This is a genomic window from Bacillus sp. NEAU-Y102, from assembly GCF_054788175.1.
Genome location: NZ_JBTWFK010000001.1, coordinates 167,543 through 189,668, shown reverse-complemented (window position 1 = coordinate 189,668; position 22,126 = coordinate 167,543). Strand labels below are relative to the sequence as shown.

At 32.9% G+C, this 22,126-nt stretch carries 25 protein-coding genes and 7 pseudogenes; 27 read left to right on the top strand and 5 right to left on the bottom strand.

What is annotated here, in order from left to right:
• The first annotated feature begins 149 nt into the window (after window positions 1-149).
• The 9 genes and pseudogenes from ACYFX0_RS00900 to ACYFX0_RS00860 all read left to right on the top strand — a co-directional run bounded on the left by ACYFX0_RS00900 (window position 150) and on the right by ACYFX0_RS00860 (window position 6,058).
• Window positions 150-977, top strand: a pseudogene (locus ACYFX0_RS00900) (ADP-ribosyltransferase).
• 48 nt (window positions 978-1,025) lie between these two features.
• Entirely contained in the window at window positions 1,026-1,805 is a 780-nt protein-coding gene (locus ACYFX0_RS00895; protein ID WP_106082283.1) for a hypothetical protein, read from the top strand.
• A gap of 19 nt (window positions 1,806-1,824) precedes the next feature.
• Complete coding sequence (locus ACYFX0_RS00890; RefSeq protein ID WP_106082282.1) at window positions 1,825-2,538, top strand: pentapeptide repeat-containing protein; 714 nt, start codon at window positions 1,825-1,827, stop codon at window positions 2,536-2,538.
• A 155-nt stretch (window positions 2,539-2,693) separates the two neighbouring features.
• Complete coding sequence (locus tag ACYFX0_RS00885; protein WP_106082281.1) at window positions 2,694-3,086, top strand: immunity 22 family protein; 393 nt, start codon at window positions 2,694-2,696, stop codon at window positions 3,084-3,086.
• A gap of 32 nt (window positions 3,087-3,118) precedes the next feature.
• Window positions 3,119-3,775, top strand: coding sequence for an SMI1/KNR4 family protein (locus ACYFX0_RS00880; protein WP_000177844.1), 657 nt, complete (start codon window positions 3,119-3,121; stop codon window positions 3,773-3,775).
• A 345-nt stretch (window positions 3,776-4,120) separates the two neighbouring features.
• Window positions 4,121-4,324, top strand: a complete 204-nt coding sequence (locus tag ACYFX0_RS00875; RefSeq protein ID WP_000873537.1) for a hypothetical protein — start codon at window positions 4,121-4,123, stop codon at window positions 4,322-4,324.
• Between the two features lie 112 nt (window positions 4,325-4,436).
• Window positions 4,437-5,090 carry an SMI1/KNR4 family protein gene (locus ACYFX0_RS00870; protein ID WP_106082069.1) on the top strand — a complete coding sequence of 218 codons (654 nt, stop codon included), beginning with the start codon at window positions 4,437-4,439 and terminating at the stop codon, window positions 5,088-5,090.
• 87 nt (window positions 5,091-5,177) lie between these two features.
• Window positions 5,178-5,430: pseudogene (locus tag ACYFX0_RS00865) on the top strand (ankyrin repeat domain-containing protein); the annotation flags it as partial.
• Window positions 5,431-5,584: 154 nt separating this feature from the next.
• Window positions 5,585-6,058 carry an Imm30 family immunity protein gene (locus ACYFX0_RS00860; RefSeq protein ID WP_098223064.1) on the top strand — a complete coding sequence of 158 codons (474 nt, stop codon included), beginning with the start codon at window positions 5,585-5,587 and terminating at the stop codon, window positions 6,056-6,058.
• A gap of 183 nt (window positions 6,059-6,241) precedes the next feature.
• On the opposite strand, the gene ACYFX0_RS00855 is transcribed toward ACYFX0_RS00860, so the two are convergent.
• Complete coding sequence (locus ACYFX0_RS00855) at window positions 6,242-6,496, bottom strand: SunI/YnzG family protein (RefSeq protein ID WP_000900619.1); 255 nt, start codon at window positions 6,494-6,496, stop codon at window positions 6,242-6,244.
• A 313-nt stretch (window positions 6,497-6,809) separates the two neighbouring features.
• Between ACYFX0_RS00855 and ACYFX0_RS00850 the strand changes: the two genes are divergently transcribed.
• Window positions 6,810-7,142 (top strand): DUF3895 domain-containing protein, encoded by a 333-nt coding sequence (locus ACYFX0_RS00850; protein WP_001071919.1) that lies wholly within the window; start codon window positions 6,810-6,812, stop codon window positions 7,140-7,142.
• Window positions 7,143-7,379: 237 nt separating this feature from the next.
• Window positions 7,380-7,601 (top strand): annotated as a pseudogene (locus ACYFX0_RS00845) (hypothetical protein); the annotation flags it as partial.
• A 234-nt stretch (window positions 7,602-7,835) separates the two neighbouring features.
• Here the strand turns inward: ACYFX0_RS00845 and ACYFX0_RS00840 are convergent.
• Window positions 7,836-8,453, bottom strand: coding sequence for a DUF4241 domain-containing protein (locus ACYFX0_RS00840; protein WP_071759461.1), 618 nt, complete (start codon window positions 8,451-8,453; stop codon window positions 7,836-7,838).
• Between the two features lie 651 nt (window positions 8,454-9,104).
• On the opposite strand from ACYFX0_RS00840, the gene ACYFX0_RS00835 reads away from it, so the two are divergent.
• From ACYFX0_RS00835 to ACYFX0_RS00805, 7 genes and pseudogenes are all read left to right on the top strand, one after another.
• Window positions 9,105-9,401: a hypothetical protein gene (locus ACYFX0_RS00835; protein WP_063264064.1), complete on the top strand. Its 297-nt coding sequence runs from the start codon at window positions 9,105-9,107 to the stop codon at window positions 9,399-9,401.
• A gap of 86 nt (window positions 9,402-9,487) precedes the next feature.
• The gene (locus tag ACYFX0_RS00830; RefSeq protein ID WP_142398805.1) at window positions 9,488-10,321 is read left to right on the top strand and encodes a DUF2262 domain-containing protein; all 834 of its coding nucleotides are present in this window, start codon (window positions 9,488-9,490) and stop codon (window positions 10,319-10,321) included.
• A gap of 13 nt (window positions 10,322-10,334) precedes the next feature.
• Window positions 10,335-10,529, top strand: a pseudogene (locus ACYFX0_RS00825) (SUKH-4 family immunity protein); the annotation flags it as partial.
• Window positions 10,530-10,592: 63 nt separating this feature from the next.
• Window positions 10,593-11,105, top strand: a complete 513-nt coding sequence (locus ACYFX0_RS00820; RefSeq protein WP_175282548.1) for a SecY-interacting protein Syd — start codon at window positions 10,593-10,595, stop codon at window positions 11,103-11,105.
• Window positions 11,106-11,164: 59 nt separating this feature from the next.
• Complete coding sequence (locus ACYFX0_RS00815; protein ID WP_002162741.1) at window positions 11,165-11,539, top strand: immunity 22 family protein; 375 nt, start codon at window positions 11,165-11,167, stop codon at window positions 11,537-11,539.
• Window positions 11,540-11,603: 64 nt separating this feature from the next.
• A complete protein-coding gene (locus ACYFX0_RS00810; protein WP_000543081.1) occupies window positions 11,604-12,032 on the top strand; it encodes an SMI1/KNR4 family protein in 429 nt (142 codons plus the stop codon).
• A 46-nt stretch (window positions 12,033-12,078) separates the two neighbouring features.
• A pseudogene (locus ACYFX0_RS00805) lies at window positions 12,079-12,162 on the top strand (Imm30 family immunity protein); the annotation flags it as partial.
• A gap of 61 nt (window positions 12,163-12,223) precedes the next feature.
• Here the strand turns inward: ACYFX0_RS00805 and ACYFX0_RS00800 are convergent.
• Window positions 12,224-12,931: a DNA alkylation repair protein gene (locus ACYFX0_RS00800; protein WP_097838173.1), complete on the bottom strand. Its 708-nt coding sequence runs from the start codon at window positions 12,929-12,931 to the stop codon at window positions 12,224-12,226.
• Between the two features lie 225 nt (window positions 12,932-13,156).
• Here ACYFX0_RS00800 and ACYFX0_RS00795 point away from each other — a divergent pair, with 225 nt between their 5' ends.
• From ACYFX0_RS00795 to ACYFX0_RS00770, 6 genes are all read left to right on the top strand, one after another.
• Window positions 13,157-13,645 carry an antitoxin YezG family protein gene (locus tag ACYFX0_RS00795; RefSeq protein ID WP_000403541.1) on the top strand — a complete coding sequence of 163 codons (489 nt, stop codon included), beginning with the start codon at window positions 13,157-13,159 and terminating at the stop codon, window positions 13,643-13,645.
• Between the two features lie 103 nt (window positions 13,646-13,748).
• Window positions 13,749-14,123: an immunity 22 family protein gene (locus tag ACYFX0_RS00790; RefSeq protein ID WP_000451788.1), complete on the top strand. Its 375-nt coding sequence runs from the start codon at window positions 13,749-13,751 to the stop codon at window positions 14,121-14,123.
• A gap of 127 nt (window positions 14,124-14,250) precedes the next feature.
• The gene (locus tag ACYFX0_RS00785) at window positions 14,251-14,589 is read left to right on the top strand and encodes a DUF4064 domain-containing protein (protein WP_106082067.1); all 339 of its coding nucleotides are present in this window, start codon (window positions 14,251-14,253) and stop codon (window positions 14,587-14,589) included.
• Window positions 14,590-14,690: 101 nt separating this feature from the next.
• Window positions 14,691-15,020: a hypothetical protein gene (locus ACYFX0_RS00780; RefSeq protein WP_044783999.1), complete on the top strand. Its 330-nt coding sequence runs from the start codon at window positions 14,691-14,693 to the stop codon at window positions 15,018-15,020.
• Between the two features lie 56 nt (window positions 15,021-15,076).
• Complete coding sequence (locus ACYFX0_RS00775) at window positions 15,077-16,033, top strand: DUF3994 domain-containing protein (protein WP_044784001.1); 957 nt, start codon at window positions 15,077-15,079, stop codon at window positions 16,031-16,033.
• Between the two features lie 155 nt (window positions 16,034-16,188).
• Window positions 16,189-16,647, top strand: coding sequence for a hypothetical protein (locus ACYFX0_RS00770; RefSeq protein ID WP_000591640.1), 459 nt, complete (start codon window positions 16,189-16,191; stop codon window positions 16,645-16,647).
• 144 nt (window positions 16,648-16,791) lie between these two features.
• On the opposite strand, the gene ACYFX0_RS00765 is transcribed toward ACYFX0_RS00770, so the two are convergent.
• A complete protein-coding gene (locus ACYFX0_RS00765; RefSeq protein ID WP_106082066.1) occupies window positions 16,792-18,042 on the bottom strand; it encodes an MFS transporter in 1,251 nt (416 codons plus the stop codon).
• Window positions 18,043-18,264: 222 nt separating this feature from the next.
• Here ACYFX0_RS00765 and ACYFX0_RS00760 point away from each other — a divergent pair, with 222 nt between their 5' ends.
• Window positions 18,265-18,846, top strand: a complete 582-nt coding sequence (locus ACYFX0_RS00760; protein ID WP_098611775.1) for a TetR/AcrR family transcriptional regulator — start codon at window positions 18,265-18,267, stop codon at window positions 18,844-18,846.
• An 81-nt stretch (window positions 18,847-18,927) separates the two neighbouring features.
• Here the strand turns inward: ACYFX0_RS00760 and ACYFX0_RS00755 are convergent.
• Window positions 18,928-19,206, bottom strand: a pseudogene (locus tag ACYFX0_RS00755) (DUF7832 domain-containing protein); the annotation flags it as partial.
• A 259-nt stretch (window positions 19,207-19,465) separates the two neighbouring features.
• Here ACYFX0_RS00755 and ACYFX0_RS00750 point away from each other — a divergent pair.
• Both ACYFX0_RS00750 and ACYFX0_RS00745 read left to right on the top strand, forming a co-directional pair.
• Window positions 19,466-21,286: an S-layer homology domain-containing protein gene (locus ACYFX0_RS00750; RefSeq protein WP_306692630.1), complete on the top strand. Its 1,821-nt coding sequence runs from the start codon at window positions 19,466-19,468 to the stop codon at window positions 21,284-21,286.
• 371 nt (window positions 21,287-21,657) lie between these two features.
• Window positions 21,658-22,074: pseudogene (locus tag ACYFX0_RS00745) on the top strand (DnaD domain-containing protein); the annotation flags it as partial.
• Between the last annotated feature and the right edge of the window lie 52 nt (window positions 22,075-22,126).

The following is a 22,126-nucleotide window of genomic DNA, read 5'->3' as shown; positions in this document are numbered from 1 at the left end:
ATTAACTTAAAGTACTTGATTGCCGACTAAAGGCAACAAGTGCTTTTTTAATTGAAAGGTATACTATAAATTTATAAAAGTTATTTTTATGAATTAAAGCTAACAGAAACTATTAGTATTATATAATTGAAAATACATTAGCAAAAGGTGTGGACTCCGTAGCCCCATTCGTTAAAGGTGTAGAAATAATGCCAGATGGAAGTGTCGTTAGAACTGGAACGAACTATAGCGGAAAATTCCAAGAAGCCCATGATGCCTCAAAGGCGTGTATTCAGAGTAGGGTCTCGAATTTGGAGAGTGGTGGGGTTAAGGAGACGGGTGAAGGTAGTAATACAAACCCAAACAAAATTAAACTAACTTCAGAACGAGAAAAATACTATTGAATGAAAATAGATGAAGCCAAAGCGCGAGGAGATTATAAGGCAGCAGATGATATTAGATATGATCGTCATTGTGAAGAAACGAAACAACCTTTAGAGCGTAAAGATTGGGAAACTAGGACTGAAAATTTAAGAAAGAGCCAAGAGCGTGGAAGAGAAGAAGAAATAAAAGGGAGAAAAGCCTTGGGAGAACATCTTGATCGCCAATTAGAAGACAATAACGCTGGTGAGGTTGTTACATATACATCTAGTGAAGGGCATCTTACGCGTCCAGATAGTATTGGGCGTAATGATAAGGTTGAAATTGATTTAGTTCATGATCACAAACACAAAATGGGTGAAAAAGAGCAAACTATTCATAACGACAGGCAAATGCGAGCTGAAAGAGAGATGCTCGAAGATAAAAATGGAAGTCATATTGTGACAATATCAAGCGATAAACCTGATTTGAATGGGATTCCTCTTCATCCAAGACCAAGTGGGCCTTTAGGAGAAAAGAGTAAGATTTACTATACTGACCCAAGTAGTGGAAAAGTGACTGATAAATGGGAGGGCAATTCACGTTTACCTGGTGGAGGGCGATGGAAAAAACTATGAATAAAAATTATTATGTGACTATATTTTTCAGTATTAAGGAGGATATACATGAAACCTGATTTTTTCTCAATTACAATGTATCCTACAGTATCGATTAATCAGGAAGAGATACTAGGTCGTCTTTTGAGCGTGTTTGATTCGAATGAAAAATTTGCTCCTACTCATTGGGGTAACAGTGAAACTGTACGGGTAGAATATAATCGTGAGGAAATTCTTGAAAAGGTGATTTTGAAACGTAAAGTATCAGAAGTACATTTGTATCGTGATAAAGCAGTGCACTATAGAGGAAGCTTTAAAGTTAACTGGAGTCATAGGTCATATCTTGAGTTTGAGTTTCATAAATCAATACCTAAAAGTTTATGGTCTGCTTTTTTTGAGTTATCCGATCAAATCGCAGAAATTGTAAAACCACGTTTTGGGGTGTCGCAAATCTTTTGGAAAGCGTCTTATCCATGGAATACAGAACGTGAACGGTTACATATGTGGATGAATATGTCTGCCTTACCTATACCGGTAAGGTTTCTTCCTAACGGTCCTTTGGGGGTAGGCGCTAAAACATATTTGAGTGGTCATATTTTAGACATGTTTGATAAGGAATTATTACTAAATAGCCCAGCTGTCGTATCAGAGCAGGATTGGGGTGGGATTTGTATAGACCTTTTACAAAATCCATTAGAAGCCGATATAGATATGTTACTTGATAGTTGGTTACATGTAATGAAATACTTAGAACCAGCTCAAGTAATGGCCATGCCAAGTTTTCATGAAAGTCGAATGGTTGTAACTTATTCTCCAAATGTTGCTTGGAAGGAGTATCTGGAAAGTTAAATGAAAGGAATTTGTAATTATGGATGAGAAAAATAATGATAGAATAAGAGTCATGGAAATATTAAATAGATCTCAATACAATGATGAAATTATAGATGGGCTAGATATGAGCAATTTAGATCTTACTTTTTCAGATTTGTCAGAGGTGATGGCAGAGGGTATCATGGCAAAACAAGTCCATTTAAGAGCTTCTTCATTAATGAGAGCATCTTTTTTTGATTGTGATTTTGAGTTTGCTGATTTCAGGAGCTGTAATTTAGAGGAAATACATATTGCAGATTGTAGATTTGGTGAAGCTAATTTCTCTAAAGCCAATATGAAATATGCAAAGGTAAATATAAGTAGTTGTTTTGAAACATGTTTTGATGAAGTTGATTTTTCATATGGAGAATTAGTTGGAACGATATTAAATCATGCTACTTTTCGCCATGCAAATTTATCAGGAATCAATGCGGAACAGGCTGATTGTACGGGAACAAATTTCAGCAACGCGAATCTTACAGAAGGTAACTTTGAAAAAGCATATTTAGAAGATGCTAATTTATCAGAAGTAGATGCTAGAAATACAGATTTTACAAACGCAGATTTAACAGGAGCGAACCTTTTAAATGGGAATTTCACAAATGCGAATTTTACCGGTGCCAAGCTAGACAATGTAGTTTGGAAGGGAGCACAGGTAGAAGGAGCCAAGTTTGACGAAAATGTGAAGGAACAAATCTTAAAAATGATTTGATTATTATGGGAAGTATATACATTTGAGCACTTGAAAACCTATTATTGGTAGCGAGTGTTTTTTTCGTAGAGAAATTAGAGATTGCTAAATTAGTGAAAATCAATATAGATTATTTTTAAGGATTATTAGATAGATTAAGTCGGGAATATTATATAATGGAAAGTCCAGAAGCTGTTTCCCTTTGGTTTGGAAATTGTACTAGCGAAATGGTGTTAAGAAAGTATGTAGAAATAAAATATGATAATGAGGGAAACAGAATCCCTTCACGTTTTATGACTGACTTTCAAATAGATTTCATTGAGTATAACCAAGACTTATTAGAATGTACATATAATCATGTTACATCTTCTTTGTCTGAATTACTACAGAATGCTCCGTATTCTGAATCAATTATAAGTGAACTTATAGAATTTTATGGTGAAAATTTAGAAGAACAATACAATACTATCATTCGGTTATATGATTTTGAATATGAAGAACTTGTTGAAGAAGCAAAACTGGATGGTAGAAGCCTGAAGTATATGGGATCGGTAATTTATGAAGATTAGAAGTTTAATGTAATAATAGGGATGGAGTAAAAATGACAATGATACAATTTAATTCTTATCATCAAAAAGTAGAGGTAAAGAGAAATTTAGAACTTATGAACTTAGAGCATAAAAAAATTAGAGAGTATGTGAATTTTGATGTATGTTCTTTTGAGCAATTAGATGAATTTCAAGTAGGATACAGCATTGACACCGACGGAAACTCCCTTGTAACCGATGAGGAAGATACTTGGGATGCAAATTGGATTGTTATTGCATATGAAACTATGTGTGGAGATCCAATTATTATTGACTTAAGTGAGGAAGGATACCCTATATCTTCACTCATGCACGGGATGGATAGTTGGAGTGGTGGCGATTTTCTTGCAGATTCCATGGAATCATTTATTAATTTTATGAAAGATATAGGTGATTTTCTAACTGAGAAACAAGTGTTAGAAGGTAAAAGAATGATACTAACTAAAGAATTGGATATATTGTTAAATGAGTTTTTAGAAAGAAATAAATTTACTGATTTTGAAATATGGCACTCTTTATTAAGTCCATTATTTGATATCGCAGAAGAATATGAGCAAACAATGGAGAGAAAAGTAAAAAAGATGAAGGAAGAAGGAAAGAAAATAACGGAAATTGCCCACATGCTTAATATAAAACCTAAAGAAGTGTATGAGTATATTAAGAAAGTTTAATAATGCCTCTTTACTTTAGCGAGAACAATCAGGCACAATGATGGAGCGATACAGGCAGAAAATGCTCGAATTCTTATAAAGTCGAAACAAAAAACCTGCTGAAGAAGAATCCATTTTGCTCAATCTTTTTTCAAAATGGATTCTTTTTATTTATTGTAAAACTGAGGATTGAGAGTTGTTTTTGATTAGAATTTATTTCGAAGCGAGGGCAATGGGGTTCCGAGGCAGCTCTGCATGAGTAAAGATACTTACAAAAAATCAATGAAATTCAAAAGAATATCCATAAGTGAATACAGTATGGAGAATGGGAACGAAGGACGACGGACGCGGAAGGTGGCTACAGGGATGAAGTATGGTGAAAATACTAAGTTAGTTGAGGAAGTAGAAAGAGACCTTGAGATGTGTGCACTAAATCGTTTAGTAAATGGAAAAGTGGATAATTTTTATGAAAAGGTATTTAAGGTGTATAAAATGGGAGGATGGCCTTGTGGATGGAAAGGTGAGTACATGGAAGGGAAAATGATTATCTACTTACCAAATGAAAAATGAAGGCTTACATACCGACATACTTTATGATTTAATGAACTCTATTGTGAAACGATTATAGAGAGATGACAGGCAATACGTTTAAATATCTTGATAGTTTAGGAGGGATTATTAAATGATTAATCTATCTAATATTCCAGATTTGATAGAAAAGTCGGCAGCGAGTGATATTGAAATTCAAGCAGTAGAAAATCGCATGAATGTTACATTACCTAATGTATATAAGGGATTATTGAGATGTTCAAATGGCTTTTCAATAGGTGGTGGGTTACTTATTTATGGTACGGAGCATATTGCAGAAAGGAACGAGGTTTGGGAAGTAGATGAGTATGCGAGGGGGTATGTCTCAATTGGTGATGACGGTGGGGGTAATGTATTTTTAATGGCTCAACATGCAGAGGAAAAAGAGGTGGTAGTAATTGATTCTGGGGACATGAATCCAAGCCATGCTACTGTGATTACCGCTGATTTTAAAAAATGGGTGAATAGTGGTTGTGTAAGTGAAATAGAACAGAAAACAATACATAAGTCATCTGATATTTGTAATATAGTGTTAGTGAAAACTCCTAATGAAGGTTTGAAAGATTTAATAAGAATAAAGAACGTATTAGGGCTTGAGATTTCCGCAATTGATTTGCTAAAGGGTTCAAAAAATCTTCCTTATATATTAGTAGAGAGATTTCCATATGGGAAGGCCAAAAAACTCATTGGAAAATTAGCAATTGATAGTACTATACTGAGTATAGAAACGGCTGGAAAAAACAGTTAATATTAGAAGGTAACTTTCATATGATTAGAGAAATCGATATGGACCCAAGAGAGTAAACAGGGAGAGTTAAAAATGATAATAAATGATGCAGTTTTTGGTGAGATGGCTATTGTTGAGTACTTATTTGATAATGGTGCAATATTAGATGTTAGTGATCCAAATAGAAATTCACTATTCTCAGCAATTTATGATAGGCATTTTAGTATTGTAAAGAATGGTATTGATACTACTGTAAAGTATACAGGGGATACTATGAAAGATTATAAAAGATATGGGAGCTTATGAATTTGCTACTGAAAGAGGACGAAAAATTGCTGAATATTTAAAAATGTACACTTGAGGTCATATATTGAGGTAATAGAAAAGCGTGGAACCCCTACATATAATGAATGTTTCAGGTTTGTTCCTTTTCTTGGGTTAAGCGGATTATAAAGGTTGAAAACTTAGGATCATATTAATTTAATTATCCAATTCATTTAAAAGGGGAAATTTATATGGACTATCAATCTGAGGTTAAGAGATTATATAGTTGTAGATTTTTAAAAAATCAATCGGAATGTGAAGAGTTTGACAGTGTATTAGAAAACTTAGCAGATTGTACTGATGAGAAGCTTATTAAAGAATTGTGTATAGTATTTGAGGATGAAACACAAGCGGAAGAGGTTATGTTTGGTCTAGTTCATTGTATTGAAAGTTTTGAAATGGAAAAATATTTAACAGAGATGCCTAAAGCTTTACCAAAAATGGTTGAGAGTGCAAAAGAGTGGGCAATGCTACTAAACAAAAGAATTTTAAATAGTGATTTATGTAGAAGTGAGTATGCTAAAGTACTTGTAGGAATCAATCATGATATACAACTAACGGTAATTAATTTACTTAATGAAATTATTGCTGATAACCCTAAAAAATTTGAGAGCACTGCCAATGAGGTTCTTAGTCAATTACAAGGAGTTCATAAAATTAAATGAATATTGTAGAACTACTGTATATAGATAAAACTAAGAACACCCTAGCGAAGAGCTAGGGTGTTTGTGTTATATAGTTTCACCATATGCTTCAGAATTCGGAGCAGGAGTAATCAACGAATCTTTTGTAGCGTTTCCTATAATAGAATGTAGGTGTTTAACATTTAAATATAGGAAGAAAAACAATTAAGCTTTTATTTTATTTAAAATGGATACTCTATTAGTAGTGAATAGTAAATAATTTTGCTTTACGGTCTTAATTAAAATACGGTCAGTTGTACCATATGCTGTTCCAATTCGGATTGCGCTTTTTTCTTCAACACCAGCATATGTATTATCTTCCGTTACCTCAGTGATTTCACATAATGGAATATGAATTTTAGAGAATTGCCATGAAATAATTAGTTCATCTTTTGTTTTTTCAACATGAATACCTAACATGTTACCAGAACCTTTCTATATTAAAATTTTACTCTTACTATTTTATTATACAAATTTATAGATACTATTTCTATTTTTTTACAGGGGGTATACAACTAACAACGAGAAAAATGTTCATAATTACTTTCATTCCTATTATAACGAATTCTACAATAGAAAACAGAACGTATATTTGGTATAATCGAAATATACTATATGAAACGATGTACATGAGTTTGAGATTTATGAAAAAAGGTAAGTAATACATAATAATAAATACGCTATAGGATTCAGTTCATGTTATACAAATCAATCGTTAGAAAGGAAAAGAAGTATGAATCAAATTTCATTCGAAGATTTATTTGAAGAAGAAAACAAACCAGAAAAGGTGGAGGTAGCTGAGATTCCCGTACCTTTATCGCCCTTACAACAGGATATTTTAGAATTAATTAATTCTGAAGAAATAAGTGCACTTGAGTTATGCGAACAATTAATACGAGCTGGTAAAATATCAGATGAAAGATTCACAACGAATAAGCCTAAAGCATATGGGCAAGTATGCTTACTATTAGAAGGTTTTGTTAAAGAAGAAAAGCTTATTTTTGTCAAAAGTGATGAGAAAAGAGATAGAGTATATAAATTGAAAGAAGAAGATTCTAACGAATAAAATGTGTAAAGTATAGTAATGAAATAAGGAAGTCCTCATATTTGTGTTGAAAGATTATTTTCACATAAGCATGGGGATTTTTTGGAGGGAGGATGTATGAAAGCTATATTGCTAATAATTTTACGGAGTTTTTAAATAAGTTACATGATTAATAGTGGAAAGGATTCCAACTTATCTGGCAGTGATAAATGAAAATAGTTACATAACCTCGTTTCTAATAAAAAGGGGGGGATTAAAATGAAACCGAATTATTTTACAATCGCAATGTATCCGACTGTAGCATTTAACGAAGAAGAGATATTAAATCGTCTTCTAGATGTATTTGAATCAAACGAAAAATCCGCTTCTACTCATTGGGGAAACTGTGAAACGGTGCAGGTAGAATATAATCGCCAAGAAATCATAGAAAAAGTAATTTCGGAGCGTAGAGTATCTGAAGTTCACCTCTATCGTGATAAACAGTGCACTATTAACTCTACATCAGTAGAGTTAATAAATTATTTAAATAAAAAACTGTTAATAAACAACGAGAATTAATGACGGGTTATATTCACTTAAGAATATAACCCTATTTATTAGAACCAGTAGTATATAAGGAGATTATTCTACGAGTTATATACAAATATTAGACGAGGAATATTTGACGTTGTAAAAGAAAAAATATTGACTCTTATATCATTATTGATGTTGTCCTCAATTCTCCTCATGTAGCACTTGGAAATCAGTAACAAGTGAAACAATTTTTCCTGCTTCATCGATTCCCCAATAGGAAGGATAAAATCCATCTCCATAACCTGAACGGAATATAATGATATTACTTCCTGTTTCCTCACACACCACGCAATTTCCCCAATCTTCATCATGTTCTGTTAGTATGTCATCTATAAGATCATCATACAAACTAGTAAATTCTTCTCCTAGTTCTTGTTGTAACCTATCTTCTATTTCTTCTAACTTATCAATTGCTTCAACATCTGCAAAGCACCCTAAGCCTGTATCAACTGGGTAACCAAAAATATATCCGTCTTCCAGTTCACTGACATTTTGTCCTGGTTTTGTTGCCATCTTCCATCTTACCGCTTTTGACTCCGACAATTTCAATTCGGCACCAGCAATGACTCCATCTTCCTTATGCCACCAAGCAACAATTGGATATGTACCTGGCTGAATTGTTTGTTCGAAGTGATTTTTATTAAAAATAAGAGGATCACAAGCAACAATTTTACCTGAAGTAACTTTCAACTGTTCTAGTGCTTCGGAACGCAGGGCCTCACTATCCGGTTTAGATAATTCACGTAATAACTTTGACATAATGTTTCTCTCCTTTTCCTTTTAAAATATTTGTTGGTGCTGCCTCCCATATATTTTTATATGAGTTACATTTGTGTTCTGTGGTATTTCTATCGCCTTTGTATGTTCCTATAACTTTGATATTATCGCCACGAACTTCTAAAACCTCCGCGACATATTGTACCCGCGTTTTTCTAATAGTTCCGCAACATATTCTTCATGCATTTTACATTTTCCGATATATTGCTCCTCCGTACAAGTGTAGATAGAACAAACCTTTATACATTGAAAAATATAACAAATGAATTTGACTTTAAAATTAGACCCAGTTTTGAGGATGTAAATAATAATCCACCCGTTGATTATATTATTTTAAGGGTAAAAATGCATTAATTAAAAATTCAATAAAAGAAGATTAGACTAGATAGTCTTTCTAGATTGATCTTCTTATTATATATTCCCCTTCACTGCAACTCATTGCAATATGTCTACTTCTGTGACCCATTATACAATTGTACAGAGATAATGAAGTAATATGAAAAATAATATAAAGATTTTAATTTAATCCTATATATTTTTTATAAATTCTAAAAGTAAATCCCTTATTTTTGGTATGATTGACAGAGATTATTTAATTTCTTATGAATATTCTTGAAAAGGGAGTCATGCTGTATGAAATCAATAAATGTAAATGGGAATATATATCATATTGAATCTGTTCCTTTTGAAGATAAGAGTGAGCAGGATGAAGAGGGATACTACGAATATTTTTACAAAGGAGTCAATTTATCGTTTCACTCGGACAAAGAAATAATTAAAGCCCGAATTTATGACGAGGAAGAAATAATATATTTCTTAAAAAATCCATCTCTTGCTTTTGGTAAAGATTTTGAAGCTATAAAAGTATATATAATTAAAGAATATGACGTAAATAAATTTAAGATTCCAGGTGAAAAAAAGCCTATATAGAATTATTGCTATAATTCTATATAGGCTTTACCATGACCAATTATAATAAAACAGGAAAACTCACAAAGTACTTATGCCTGTGGGTGATGAAAGGAATGTATTTGAAATTGAGTAAATCAAGTGAAATAAGTAGATTTGAAAATAGATTCTCAGAAAATGTGATTGAAATAGCAGCTGTCACAGGGGTATTAGGAATCGGTGCATCAAAAGGCGGTGACAACATTTTGTGGACTGCGTCAATTGATTTGATTGCGTGGAAAGACTTACATAACAATGAAACGATTACAAAAGAAGACATACGACTCGCATGGCTGGTTGATGATGCAGAATGGAGAAAATCAAAAGACATTTTGACAGCAAATACAGTTGTATCATTACAGGTGCGCAAGTCAGAATATTCATTGATGCTTGTTAAGGTTTTGGAAACACCATATAAAGATGATGAGTTGGAAATCATCTTACAAGATGCAATGAAACCACTTTTTTATCATGATGAGATGTTGGGTGTGTTTGAACTCGATAAAAGAGTGAAAACTTTTGAAAAGAGAATATCTTGGGCTGGTGAAGAATGTCATTTATATTTTGATTGGAGTGAAGACAAACATATGATGAAGTCTGCACTGGAAACAGCACATGCACTTTTCAAAGAGCAAGATGAATGGAAAATGAAAATGGAAATGTATGCTGCAAAAGAACTGGTAGAGTTAGCAAATGAATGGCTACAAGATGATGATGAAGCAGAAATCGACGAAATTACAAAAGAAATGTTCATTAATTCCATCACATTAAGCAGCTTAAGCGTTTATTCAGAAGGTGATTTTGAAATATTCTTTTCGGATGGAGATATATTTTGGGGACATTCTATCATTGTAAGCGGAAATATTCATGAGGGGCTCTCTTCGGCTGAGATTGCAGGATAAAGTGAAACTTCCATTTGCAGCATGTTTATTAGCATATTCAAAAATGATTGATAAGGCAGTAGAGATTAATGGTGAGGATGCCTTTATCGATAATAATATACCAGAGTGTACAATAAGTTGGTTGAAGGAAGAGTTGAAAAAAATTGATGATAAGTGTATGGAAAAGGATTCTTTTTGGTTGATTGAAATTGAGAACTTATATGAATAATTGAAAGTGAAAAAGAAAATGTATGGTGCATGGAAGAGGAGTATGGTGATAGTGAAGAATGCTATGAGTACATATTTTAAATTAAGAAAAGAATATTTTGATAGAGGTTTGAATTTCTTATTTAAAACACCATATAACGAAAAAGTTGATTTTGTTATATATCAAGGTGAAATAGAGGAAGATGAAATTTCATGGAAACCAGTTGAGAAATATATTGAAACTGATTTAACAATACTTGAGGAGCAATTCGCAATTAAGTTTCATGATTCAGTTTATCACTATTTTAATTCATATTGGTTCGCTGATTTGGATGGGTTTATCGGTGACCATTATATTAGTTTAGAAGCTGTATTACCAAATAAAGAGTTGGACTCTTTCAAAGAGAAGTTAGAAGGGTATGAGAAAAATCATTGTAAGCTAGATAAGATTCCTATAGGAGTAGAAGGAAATGGTTCATTAGTTGTTTTAAATAATGTAAGCGGAAAGGTCGAATTGGAGGATTTCGAACGTGGGTTGTTTATAGAGGTTTCGAATAGTTTAAATGAGTTGATTTCTAGTTTGAGATTACAAAAATAGTAAAGTGAAGAATGTTTATATGAATTATAGAGGGGCGTAGAAAAGTGGAATATAGTGGAATGGTTTCAGTTTGGTTTGGAATTTCTAAATCACTTCAAAATCTTGAGGAGTATGTCGATATAGATTACACGATAGATGGTGATTCAGTTCATTCAAAGTTTGGGACGAGCTTTGAATTCGGTTATTATGATGAAGATAATATTGAAATTTGTTTTTATGAGAATAATAAAAGGGACGTTGAACATATTTTAAGTGATTTTTCTTATAGTGAACAAATTATTCCTAAAATAAAAAAGCTAATAAATGGAGATAGTTTAGCGAAAGATATTAACTTTGCTATTGTTCTATATGATTTTAAATATAATGAAGTAAAAAGAGAAGATATGTTTGATGGTTTAGAGGTTACATTGATTGGTTCTATGCCATACAGGTAGGTTGTACGGGGTTGCTAATTTATTTCACAAACACATGGATAAACCTTATAAAGGAGGGATACAAATGCATGCTTTGCTGAATTGTTTAGAAGAAGTTTTGGAAGAAGACATATATAAGCGGGCAGATAAAGAGCAGGTGAATGAAGTAATAAATAGATTAGGTGTAGAAGTATCTGATACATTTAGAGAGTTTTATTATCGATTTGCAGGACCTTTTTGGGAAGAGCACGTTCCTTATGAATTACTTGATATTATAGATGAAGAGAATAATATTGAATACTACACAATTATTGCTCGAAAGGAACATGGATTTCCTAATAAGTATTTAGTTTTAACGGAAATGACAGCAAATGCTGCATTGGTACTTGATAGTGTAACCGATCAAGTTTACTCAGTAAATTTTGAAGGTGGAGATGAATTACTTTTAAGTGGAAAATTAAAGGAGAGTTGGTCAACATTTTATCTGTTTTTGAAAGACTATTTTAAATGTTAGGTGTTAACAGAAATGAATAATAAACAGGGACATCTTTACGAGTAACATTAAAGAACTATTATTGGAAATAAAAAATGAAGATCCTGATATGTTTAGTGGATCTATTAATGAAGTCATTGAGTTTATATAATAGTTGAATAATAAAAAAAGGTGTCAATCTTTCTCGAATTGACACCCCGATACGAATCTGTTTAACATCTTACATATTTACGCTTAAAACCAAGTCTTCCTCTATCAAGTTCTTTCTGAATACTCTCTGTAGCATTTAACAAACTGCTTTTTTTCTTATCACGTTTCACTTCAACTATACCAACTTCTTTTGCAGTCTCGACTGCCTTTTCATGTAGTGGTACATATGAAATTGCCACAGTGTTTAGGAAGTTATTCATAGCGGATTTTGTTCGCTCTGGTGAATCATGAATTGTATTTTTCACCATTTCAAGCATATCGGAAATTTTGCTTTCGGAAAATTCATTGTCTTTACGATTTCCTAAAAGCCAACAGTAGCAACTCCATCCTGCTGACATTCTCAGCTCGTCCCCACTTTTAATCCATTTATCAGCAACATCTTGTGCAATATTTGACTCTGATAAAGTTACTGCTACCACATAATCGGATAGCATATAAAAATACGCTCCGTCTATCCAGCGATCAAAATCAGGCTCACTCATAGCTTTTGGATCCGCAATAATACCTGCAAAGTACATAGCATCGTAGTTGCCAGTGGCATACAGTTCCTCGGCTAACTCTTGATTTAATTTTATTTTCTTAGCAATTGGTTTCATAGCGCCTGTAGCTACGCCAAAAACTGGTTCGTGTGCACCGTTAGATATGTATATTTTTTTCGTTCGTTCCTTACCTAGAGATTCAAGTTCTTGCATAACTGTTTTAAAATCCATAGCTGTGCACTTCCTTCCTTCATGTGAAAGCCTTTTCAAGGCTTTCGTATTTCTTATGTTAATACTAATTGTATTCAAGAGGTATGTCTACTTTCTAAAAGTATCGGAACTTGGTTTGAATTTTAGATGAAATAAATTAGTGCTTTATTGTAAATAAAGAGCTAATTAAAAGGGTGGTATAATATAGAAAAAGTGAATGATGAAAATCAAATAGGGGGTATTCAATTGGAAATAAAATTGAATCGATTATATAGAGAGATAGCGGAAACGGTTCATGCCATGATTCCAGAAGAATGGGAGAAATTTTATTTTTATGCACAAATATCAGAAGCTGGAGGGGGAACTTACTTTTTCTATAACAACTTCAGAAATAAAGAAAATTATAAGTATAGTGTAGAAATTCCTTTTAAATACGAAGTTAATGAAGAGGAGTTTGAAAGGAAAGAAGATTCTTTATATAAAGTGAGTAAGGAATTAAGAAATGTTTTCAAAGATAATCAGCAAGAGCTTTGGTACTCTTTTACAATGTCTCTGGAACATAGTGGGGAATTTAACATGCATTTCGATTATACCAATTGGCTCGACACAGAATATAGTTTTAGTGATCAAATGATTATTTGGAAACATAAATACTTAGGTGAAGTACCAATTAATGAAAATGATAAAGTGCTAATTCATAAGTATGATAATGAATTTCCGAATAACCCCATTTAACTAAATGGAAAGAAGAAATGTTTTTCATAAAAATTATGAGTTTTAAAGTAGTCGGTAAGTTATAGAATTGGTTCTGCAAGATAAAAAATAAAGGAGAACTACAATGGAAGTACATGGAATAGTTTCAATATGGTTAGGTAATATGAAAACGCAAGATCAGTTGGATACATATATAGATGTTACGTATGATGAAGAAGGAGACGCTATACCAGCGAGTTTTTTTGTTGATTTTAATATAGATATGATTGATGTAGATGAGGATTTTATTGAAAAGGAAGTGTTAGAAGAAGCAAGTGATGACATTTCTATGTTATTAACGGGATGTTCATATGATGACAAAATACTTTCTCGAATTAACGAAGAAGTTAAATTAAAGAAATCCTACAATTCTATCATATTAATTTATAATTTTCAGTATGACAATTCGGTTAGTAATTTTGAAGGTTTTAATTTTGTAACTACTACAAGCTATCTATAAAGGTAAGAAGGTCACTGTAAGGTAAGGGAGCATGAAAAATATGTATAGTTTTTCCAATAAATATTTGGTATGATGGTGAATGGGAAAAATATACAAGTTTTTAGTGGCTCATAAAAGGGGGATTGAATTGAAAAGAACGATTGAATTCGTACTAGGTTTAATTGGTGGCATTATAGGAATTATTATTTCCATACTATTAATAGTTGTAGCGTTTAATATTATGGAAGGTTTTGATTATGAATTTTTAGCTTATTACTCTATTATTTTAACGGTTCAAATAGGATTGCTTATTTTATCATGTTTAGTAAACAAGGTTAATAATAAAGTTTATGGAGTTTGTATGATTGTGATTCCTATAGTTATGTTATTTATGTCATTATTCTTTTTGCTTATTCCAACAATTTTACAAATTATATCTGGTTCATTTGCATTTAGAACATTAAAGTTAGAATCGAATGTAAGCTAAATATAATTATTGACGTCTGAATATTCGGATTTTTAAACATTTTCGTTTGCAGTTCAAATTAACATAAAGTACAAAGTTGTACGCTTTAGGAGGAGAAATAAATGATTATTTGGTCTGGTTGGGGTTTTTTAGTCGCAATTATTGTAATTATTAATACTCTTTTGGGTAAGGCTATCTTTGGATCTATAATGGGGGACGCTACATATTTTCAAGACCATAGTTGGCCAATGGCGGTAATGTTTATTATATCAGGGGTTATGTCTTGGTATTTAGGTAAATATATTAATAAACCAGATGGGAAAGTTTATATAGATGCCGAAACTGGTGAAAAAGTTATGTTTAACAAAAAGCACTCATTATTTTTTATAAAAATGGAATATTGGGGACCGATTCTAGGAGTTATTGCGATTGTAATTTTAATTACAAGATAAAAAAAGAGGATGGGTATAGCAAGAGTAATCTATTCAAGTAAAAGGAGAAATCAGTCATGAATACAAAGAAACTACTAGGGGTAGCAGTTCCGGTCATGTTGTTATTTGGTTGTGGAGTGTCTGAGAAAACGAACACTTCTAAACAGGAGAAAACAGAAGAGTCTAAAGTAAAAGAATCGAAGTCTAATAGTAAGAAAGAAAAAGTTTCAAAGGAAGACTATCCTAATAAAGTGTATAAATTAGGGATAGAGTTTGATAAGTTGTTTGCGGAGCATAACAATATTACAAGAGAGGTTTTTGACGGTAAGAAAAAGAAATCAGATATAGTAGATAGTGTGAAAGAATTAAATAAAACGTTAGATAAATTCGAGTCGATAGATCCCCCTGCAGAGTATGTAAATCAACAAAAGGATTTTGAAAAAGCAATTAGTTATTTTAGAGAGTCTTTTTCTTTAATCAATGAAGTATTCACCCGAAAAGAAAAAAGAGAAAAAGGCGATAAGACTGATAAAGAGTTAATGGAGAAATCCGAAAAGTTAGTGAAAGAAGGAGATATTTACTGGCTTAAGGCATTCAAAGACCTTGAAGGGGATATTAAAATCGGTGACGGTACAGTATCTGTGAAAGATTTGAAAGAGTTAGATAAGAAAGCTGGAATTAATACGGATAACGTTATGAAGAATGTGAAGGATGGTACGGAATTAATTGGTAATTGGGGATTCAAAGGAACAGACGGTTTCATTATGTCACTTATTTTAAAAGGTGATAAGACATTTGAAACGTATGGTAAAGATGAGTATCCAAATAAAAAGAATTATATTGAAGGCACTTGGGAATATGATAAGGAAGCTTTTACAATCTATTTACATCTCAATAAACGTTTAGTAGACGGTGTAGAAGATACAATTCAAAAAAAGAAAATAGCATATAAAGTTCAAGATTATGATGGGGAAAACTTGCGATTATTTAATGAGACGTCATTTCATACAATTAAGTATGTGAAGCAAAGCTAAAGTTATGGAGGACTAGGTTTAAATGGTCTGGTCCTTCATTAAAGTGTGGGTATGTAAATAATATGTTATCTTTCGTTCTGTTTACTTAGTATCATGTTATTCTTTAATAGAGTAATAAATGGAGTTTTACATTAAATATATGAGGTTGGTTACAAATGATAAAGAAATTCACTAGATTAGTATTAATAGTGGTTATGCCAATCAGTCTTATTACAGGTTGTGGGGCTACTGAAAAAACTGAAGCACAAAAGCCGAAAGCGGTACAAACGGAGAAAAAGGACTATATGGATTATTCATATGGTAGCAAAGGTATATTAGTAAGTGGCAAAGCGAAAGAACGGCAACAATACGAGATTGGATATATGGATGATAATAAGTTAATTGGAATTGATGAAAATATTGAGGACTGTATTATTTTAGATAATAAAGATGAAGCAAGTCTCGTTTGGAAACAAATAGAGCGTGGGTCTATTATTGAAGTGCAATATGGTAAAAATCGCAACGATATCGTCGGCGTACAATTAGTAGAAGATCGTGAGCCATACGAAATTAGTGATAAGTTTGATCGAAATACGATAAACGAAATTGTTGAAAACGTTAAAGGGAATTTGTAATAGATGTATTTCGATAGTATAGGATCTCTTATTATGAAATTGTGAATCAACGGCATTTTTTATATGAAAATGCCGTTGATTTGTGTTAAAAAATAAATGCTATTCTATAGTCTTGTAGAAAAACACGTATTAATCATAAATGAATTATTCTTCGTTCAGCTGTGATGATCGCCGCAAGGTTATTATCCAAAATAAAAGAGCACAAGCACTAATAGATACACCTAATATGCATACGCCATCCCAACCATATTTTGCATACGTATTTGTTGAAAGAATTGCACCTGTTGCACTACCGATAGAATAAAAAATCATGTAACTGGCAGTAAGTCGACTTCTTGCTTCGGGACGCACTGTGAACAGCATACTTTGATTGGTGACATGTACAGCTTGCACCGCTAAATCTAAGAGGATAATGCCGAAAATTAGTAATAATAGAGAGTGATTAATAGATTTAATTAGGAGCCATGAAAGTACTAATAAAGATAAAGCTATGCCAGTTGTTCTTTGTCCTAATCCTTTATCAGCTAATTGTCCAGCTTTAGTAGCAGCTAATGCACCTGCAACTCCAGCAAGGCCGAACGCACCAATAGCTGTATGTGAAAGATTATGTGGTGTAGCACTTAGAGGTAATACTAAAGAAGTCCATAAAATACTGAATGAAGTGAAAATGAGCAATGCTAATATTCCGCGAATGCGTAAGAGTTGTTCTTCTACAAATAATAAGAGTACAGAACGTATTAACTTCCGGTAAGGCATAGTTGTCATTCTGCTCTGTTCAAGAGTAGGTAAATTACGATATAACAAAACAGTTACGAATAGTATAAGTGTAGCGGAGGTGAGATAAACGGATCGCCATCCAGCTAAATCTGTTAATGCGCCTGCAAATGTACGCGCAAGGAGAATGCCTATTACAACGCCGCTTGTAACGAAACCTACTATGCGTCCACGTTCAGCTGGATTTGCTAAAATGGATGCGTATGCGACGAGTGTTTGCGTAACTGTTGCAAGAATTCCTACTAAGGCCATACCTATAAAAAGTACGATGGCCGAGGGAGCGGTCCCAATTACAATTAAAGCGATAACGGATAAAACCATTTGAACAATAATGAGTCTTTTTTGGTTTAATAAGTCACCAAGTGGAACTAATAAAAGTAATCCGATTGCATAACAAACTTGAGTAATAGTAATCACAATACCGATAGTTGAATGACTAATCTTAAATTCATTTGATAAAGAATCAAGTAGCGGATGAGCGAAATATATATTTGCCACCGCCATCCCGCAAGCTATTGCGAATAATAGAGTCATGTAGCGGGACATGTTTGTGCTAATAGGTGAATGTAACTGGGGATCATTATGTTTAAGAGTGGTCATCATCTTTTCCTTGCTATTCATAAAATCAGCTCCATTTTGTATTGTTGTAAATAACGTACCGAACGGTATGTTATTTTGTAAGTAAAATATAATCTTGAGTAAATATATATGTCAAGTTTCTTTTGATTTAATTCCGTTTTCTTTGACACATCGTTTATAATTTAATACGATATATAATATACTGATTGGTACATAAAGTGTTAGTTTATAATCTGAAAATGTAGAGGAAGGGGATATTTTTAAATGGCTCGACTACGCGAATTTGATGAAGAAAAAGCTTTGGATGCTGCTATGCAACTTTTTTGGGAGAAAGGATACGCTGCTACTTCATTAAGTGATTTAACTGCAAGAATGGAAATACAAAAACCGAGTTTATATTCAGCTTTTGGTGATAAAGAGGGCTTATTTGAAGCGGCATTAAGGAGATACACAAATTTACATGCGGCTCGTATACGAACAAAACTTCAAAACGAACAATCTGTAAAAGAAGCAATTCGGATGTTTTTTGAAAATATGGTGGAAGAGGAATATAAAAAAGAGTTCAGTAAAGGCTGTTTTTGTATTAACACAATGGTTGAGCTTGCTCCTCATAATGAAAAGTTTGAAGTACTGACTAGAGAACACCAAATGTATCTTGCAGTTATTTTTCAAGAATTAATCATGAAGGGAATTCGATCAGGAGAACTACAAAGTGATTTGAACGCTAAAGCATTAGCGCAAACATTAGTCACGTCCTTAATTGGATTAACAGTGTTAATGAAATCACGCCCAGAACGTTCCGTTATAGATAATTCGGTATCTATAATAGTATCGTTAGTAAAATAATTTTTGAGTGAGATGTTAATCAGCAAATTAAATATTAAGAAAGTCGATTCCTTATTAAAATAAGAAATCGACTTGTTATAATTATATATTTTGTAAGTTGTCTTTCCAAAAATTATAGCTATTATCAATAACTTCTTTTAATTTGAAATAATTTTCTCAAGTAACTTGCACGTGGTAGAGAGTTTCTCCATCGTCTGTAAAAATACCTGAGTAATCATCTATATACTTCCACTCATCCTTATTGTTAAAGTAGTACATTGCGAATTGGTTGCCCTCATCATTTAACATGTCGTCTACTAACACGCCATCCCAATTTATATAAATTTGTGTGCCAGTCATTTGTTTAAGTTTAAATTGATTATTTTGACGGCATTTGTAATTAGTTGTAAAATAATGTTTGTTGACGAATTTTATAAAAAGTATGTTAGATGAAATTCATCTGTAGGGATGACATATAAATATTTTCTTAATGGGTATAAAATATAGTAATTTAAATATATAAATAAAAAGAAAATGCATTAGAAGTACATAGTAGATTCATATTTTAAAAAATTAATGTGACAATAAAGGGAGGTTGAGATACATACACGGCGGGAATGTGTATGTATCTATTATAATAATGAATAAGACAATCAAACAACAAGTAATCGCACTATCAACAAGTCTAGTGATTTTAGGGAGCGTACCTTTATCAGTATCAGCAGAAGAGATAAACAACTCTCAAACTGATCAACTTAATATTGCCCAAGGAGAACACGGATCGAGCGGATTAAATTATTCTAATTTCAAGTTGGAAGTTCCTAATCATGTACAAATTAACGAAGCAGAAGTATCTGAAAATGAAAAAATGCTTTTAGAAGAATATAAGCATAAACATGATGAAACAGAAGAATTAAACAAAATGCAAGATGCTAAGAAGGGACAAGTAGCAGAAAAGGAAGCTATTTCAAACATTGAAAAGGCATTTGAATCTGTAGATGGTCGAAATGATGGGTCTGATCGTCAAATGAAACCTGTTGCAAAGCCAAGAGGTATTCAATATAGCGCACAGAGTACGAAGAAATATGGAACACTTGCAGGAGTTCCATTTGTGGAGTGGATTGTTCCAGCAGGAAATCCTGATATTCGTCCTGCAAATCCGATGAAAGCACGTTACATTACAATTCATGAGACCGCAAATACAGCCGCTGGTGCTAATGCTGAAAATCATGCGAAATATTTATACAAGCAAGCAACTGAAGGCACTTTCCGAACAGCTTCATGGCATTTTACTGTAGACGATAAACAAATTTATCAACACTTACCAACAAACGAAAATGGTTGGCATGCAGGAGATGGAGATGGATCAGGAAACAGGGAATCTATCGGTATCGAGATCGCGGTTAACCAAGATGGTGATTACAATAAAGCATTAGAAAATGCAAAACGACTTGCAGGTTATTTAATGAACAAAGAAGGAATTGGTGCAGATCATATTTACAAGCATCAACAATGGAGCGGGAAAAAATGTCCTGACATTTTAATTTCACGTGGTAATTGGGCTGGTTTCGTACAAGGAATTCAGTGGTATGCAAATATAAATGCGCAGATTGATACGCCTTTACAAGATAAAAATGACTCATTTAATCCAAATGAAAATAATCCAGCTGAACCTAGCATGGAACTAGTGGTAAATGGTAGTGGCATCAATGTACGTAGTGATGCGGGTATTGAACATCGTGTTGTACGTAAAGCTTCAAACGGAGATCGTTACAAAGTATTAGCGGTTAAAAATGGTTGGTATAAAGTAGGTAATGGAGAATGGATTTTCTATGACCCAAGTTGGATTAAAATTAACTACAATGTACCAAAGGAAGAAGTACAAAAGCCAAAGGAAGAAGTACAAAAGCCAAAGGAAGAAGTACAAAAACCAAAAGATGATATTACAGGTGGCTGGTTTGAAGGGCATATTCGTAAATTAAACAGTCTAGGTATTATGCAAGGCGAAGGTAATGGTGTATTTGCGCCATATCGAAATGTAACGAGAGCGGAGTTTGCGAAATTAATCTCGAATGCTCTTAAACTACCAGAGGGAAATAAGTCATTTGTAGATATTAATGAGGCACATCCATCACTTCATGACGGTATTAAACGTTGTGCAAGTGCAGGAATTATTAATGGTCGTGGTGAAGGGATTTTTGATCCTAACTCACCAATTACTCGTGAAGAAGTATCTATTATGATTGACAAAGCATTACGATATAAAGGAATTACAGGTGAGTTAGTAGCATTACCATTTACAGATAAGCATTTAATAACATACAAAGAATCGGTTCAACGATTATACAGTCTAAAGGTAGTTAATGGTATTGGAAATAATGAGTTTGATCCTCGAGGCACAGCAACTCGTGGTCAGGCAGCTGCCTTTATTGTGAAGATGTTAGATTCAATGCAAAAATAAAATGAAACTTTAATCAGTGAGGGTCACTCGCATTGCAATCGAGCAGTTTATTCACCGAATTTTGAAATGAGAGTGTTACTGCCCGCAAATAGCAGAAGAAATTGTATGTAGAAGCTGACATTGGTAGAAGTAAAAAATAAGAAGAATTTGAAAGGAGCTATCCAAAATAATAATTTGGAATAGCTCCTATTTAGTAGGAAGAACAAATTGTATTTGATAGATTGTAATGTAGAATGCCCTTCCAAGCCCCTCATAAGCCCCTACCAAGTAATAAATTACTAAGAAAAAACAAAAACAAAAACAACTACAAGAACAAAACAAGCGCGAAAAAATGAAACCGGCGTTGTAGTAGTAAAAAAATTGTAATTCGAATGCCAAAACCATTCCCGCATGCCTATCTTTATAATGAAGGATTAAAATTTTCCTATTTACTAGCAAAGAGTGGAGGGAAACATATGGCGGTATACCGTAATGTGCAGGTGAACTTTTGGCAAGATGAATTCATATTAGATTTAACGCCAGAGGAGCGTTATTTTTACATATATTTGTTAACTGGTACGAAAACAAAGCAATGTGGTATTTACATATTACCGAAGCGTGTGGCAGAGCTTGAAACAGGTTATAGTATGGAGACTGTTGAGAAGCTGCTAAACAGGTTTGTTGAGTATGGAAAGATTCTATATGATACGAAAACGAAAGAGGTATTCATAATAAACTGGTTACACTATAACCCTATTTCAAATACGAATGTGGAGAAGTGCGTAATGGGAAGTTTAGAGAGAAGGAAATGTATTTTGAGTAGTGTATTTTAATTTACATTAACTTAACATAGAATGTATG

Coding starts and splice junctions, on each gene's coding strand:
- ACYFX0_RS00775 (WP_044784001.1), top strand. CDS start 15,077: ATGAATACAAAGAAACTACTAGGGGTAGCAGTTCCGGTCATGTTGTTA.
- ACYFX0_RS00840 (WP_071759461.1), bottom strand. CDS start 8,453: ATGTCAAAGTTATTACGTGAATTATCTAAACCGGATAGTGAGGCCCTG.
- ACYFX0_RS00810 (WP_000543081.1), top strand. CDS start 11,604: ATGCATGCTTTGCTGAATTGTTTAGAAGAAGTTTTGGAAGAAGACATA.
- ACYFX0_RS00765 (WP_106082066.1), bottom strand. CDS start 18,042: ATGAATAGCAAGGAAAAGATGATGACCACTCTTAAACATAATGATCCC.
- ACYFX0_RS00835 (WP_063264064.1), top strand. CDS start 9,105: ATGAAATCAATAAATGTAAATGGGAATATATATCATATTGAATCTGTT.
- ACYFX0_RS00885 (WP_106082281.1), top strand. CDS start 2,694: ATGGAAAGTCCAGAAGCTGTTTCCCTTTGGTTTGGAAATTGTACTAGC.
- ACYFX0_RS00830 (WP_142398805.1), top strand. CDS start 9,488: ATGAAAGGAATGTATTTGAAATTGAGTAAATCAAGTGAAATAAGTAGA.
- ACYFX0_RS00870 (WP_106082069.1), top strand. CDS start 4,437: ATGATTAATCTATCTAATATTCCAGATTTGATAGAAAAGTCGGCAGCG.
- ACYFX0_RS00770 (WP_000591640.1), top strand. CDS start 16,189: ATGATAAAGAAATTCACTAGATTAGTATTAATAGTGGTTATGCCAATC.
- ACYFX0_RS00875 (WP_000873537.1), top strand. CDS start 4,121: ATGAAGTATGGTGAAAATACTAAGTTAGTTGAGGAAGTAGAAAGAGAC.
- ACYFX0_RS00880 (WP_000177844.1), top strand. CDS start 3,119: ATGACAATGATACAATTTAATTCTTATCATCAAAAAGTAGAGGTAAAG.
- ACYFX0_RS00790 (WP_000451788.1), top strand. CDS start 13,749: ATGGAAGTACATGGAATAGTTTCAATATGGTTAGGTAATATGAAAACG.
- ACYFX0_RS00760 (WP_098611775.1), top strand. CDS start 18,265: ATGGCTCGACTACGCGAATTTGATGAAGAAAAAGCTTTGGATGCTGCT.
- ACYFX0_RS00855 (WP_000900619.1), bottom strand. CDS start 6,496: ATGTTAGGTATTCATGTTGAAAAAACAAAAGATGAACTAATTATTTCA.
- ACYFX0_RS00890 (WP_106082282.1), top strand. CDS start 1,825: ATGGATGAGAAAAATAATGATAGAATAAGAGTCATGGAAATATTAAAT.
- ACYFX0_RS00800 (WP_097838173.1), bottom strand. CDS start 12,931: ATGGATTTTAAAACAGTTATGCAAGAACTTGAATCTCTAGGTAAGGAA.
- ACYFX0_RS00895 (WP_106082283.1), top strand. CDS start 1,026: ATGAAACCTGATTTTTTCTCAATTACAATGTATCCTACAGTATCGATT.
- ACYFX0_RS00850 (WP_001071919.1), top strand. CDS start 6,810: ATGAATCAAATTTCATTCGAAGATTTATTTGAAGAAGAAAACAAACCA.
- ACYFX0_RS00750 (WP_306692630.1), top strand. CDS start 19,466: ATGAATAAGACAATCAAACAACAAGTAATCGCACTATCAACAAGTCTA.
- ACYFX0_RS00860 (WP_098223064.1), top strand. CDS start 5,585: ATGGACTATCAATCTGAGGTTAAGAGATTATATAGTTGTAGATTTTTA.
- ACYFX0_RS00780 (WP_044783999.1), top strand. CDS start 14,691: ATGATTATTTGGTCTGGTTGGGGTTTTTTAGTCGCAATTATTGTAATT.
- ACYFX0_RS00820 (WP_175282548.1), top strand. CDS start 10,593: ATGAGTACATATTTTAAATTAAGAAAAGAATATTTTGATAGAGGTTTG.
- ACYFX0_RS00815 (WP_002162741.1), top strand. CDS start 11,165: ATGGTTTCAGTTTGGTTTGGAATTTCTAAATCACTTCAAAATCTTGAG.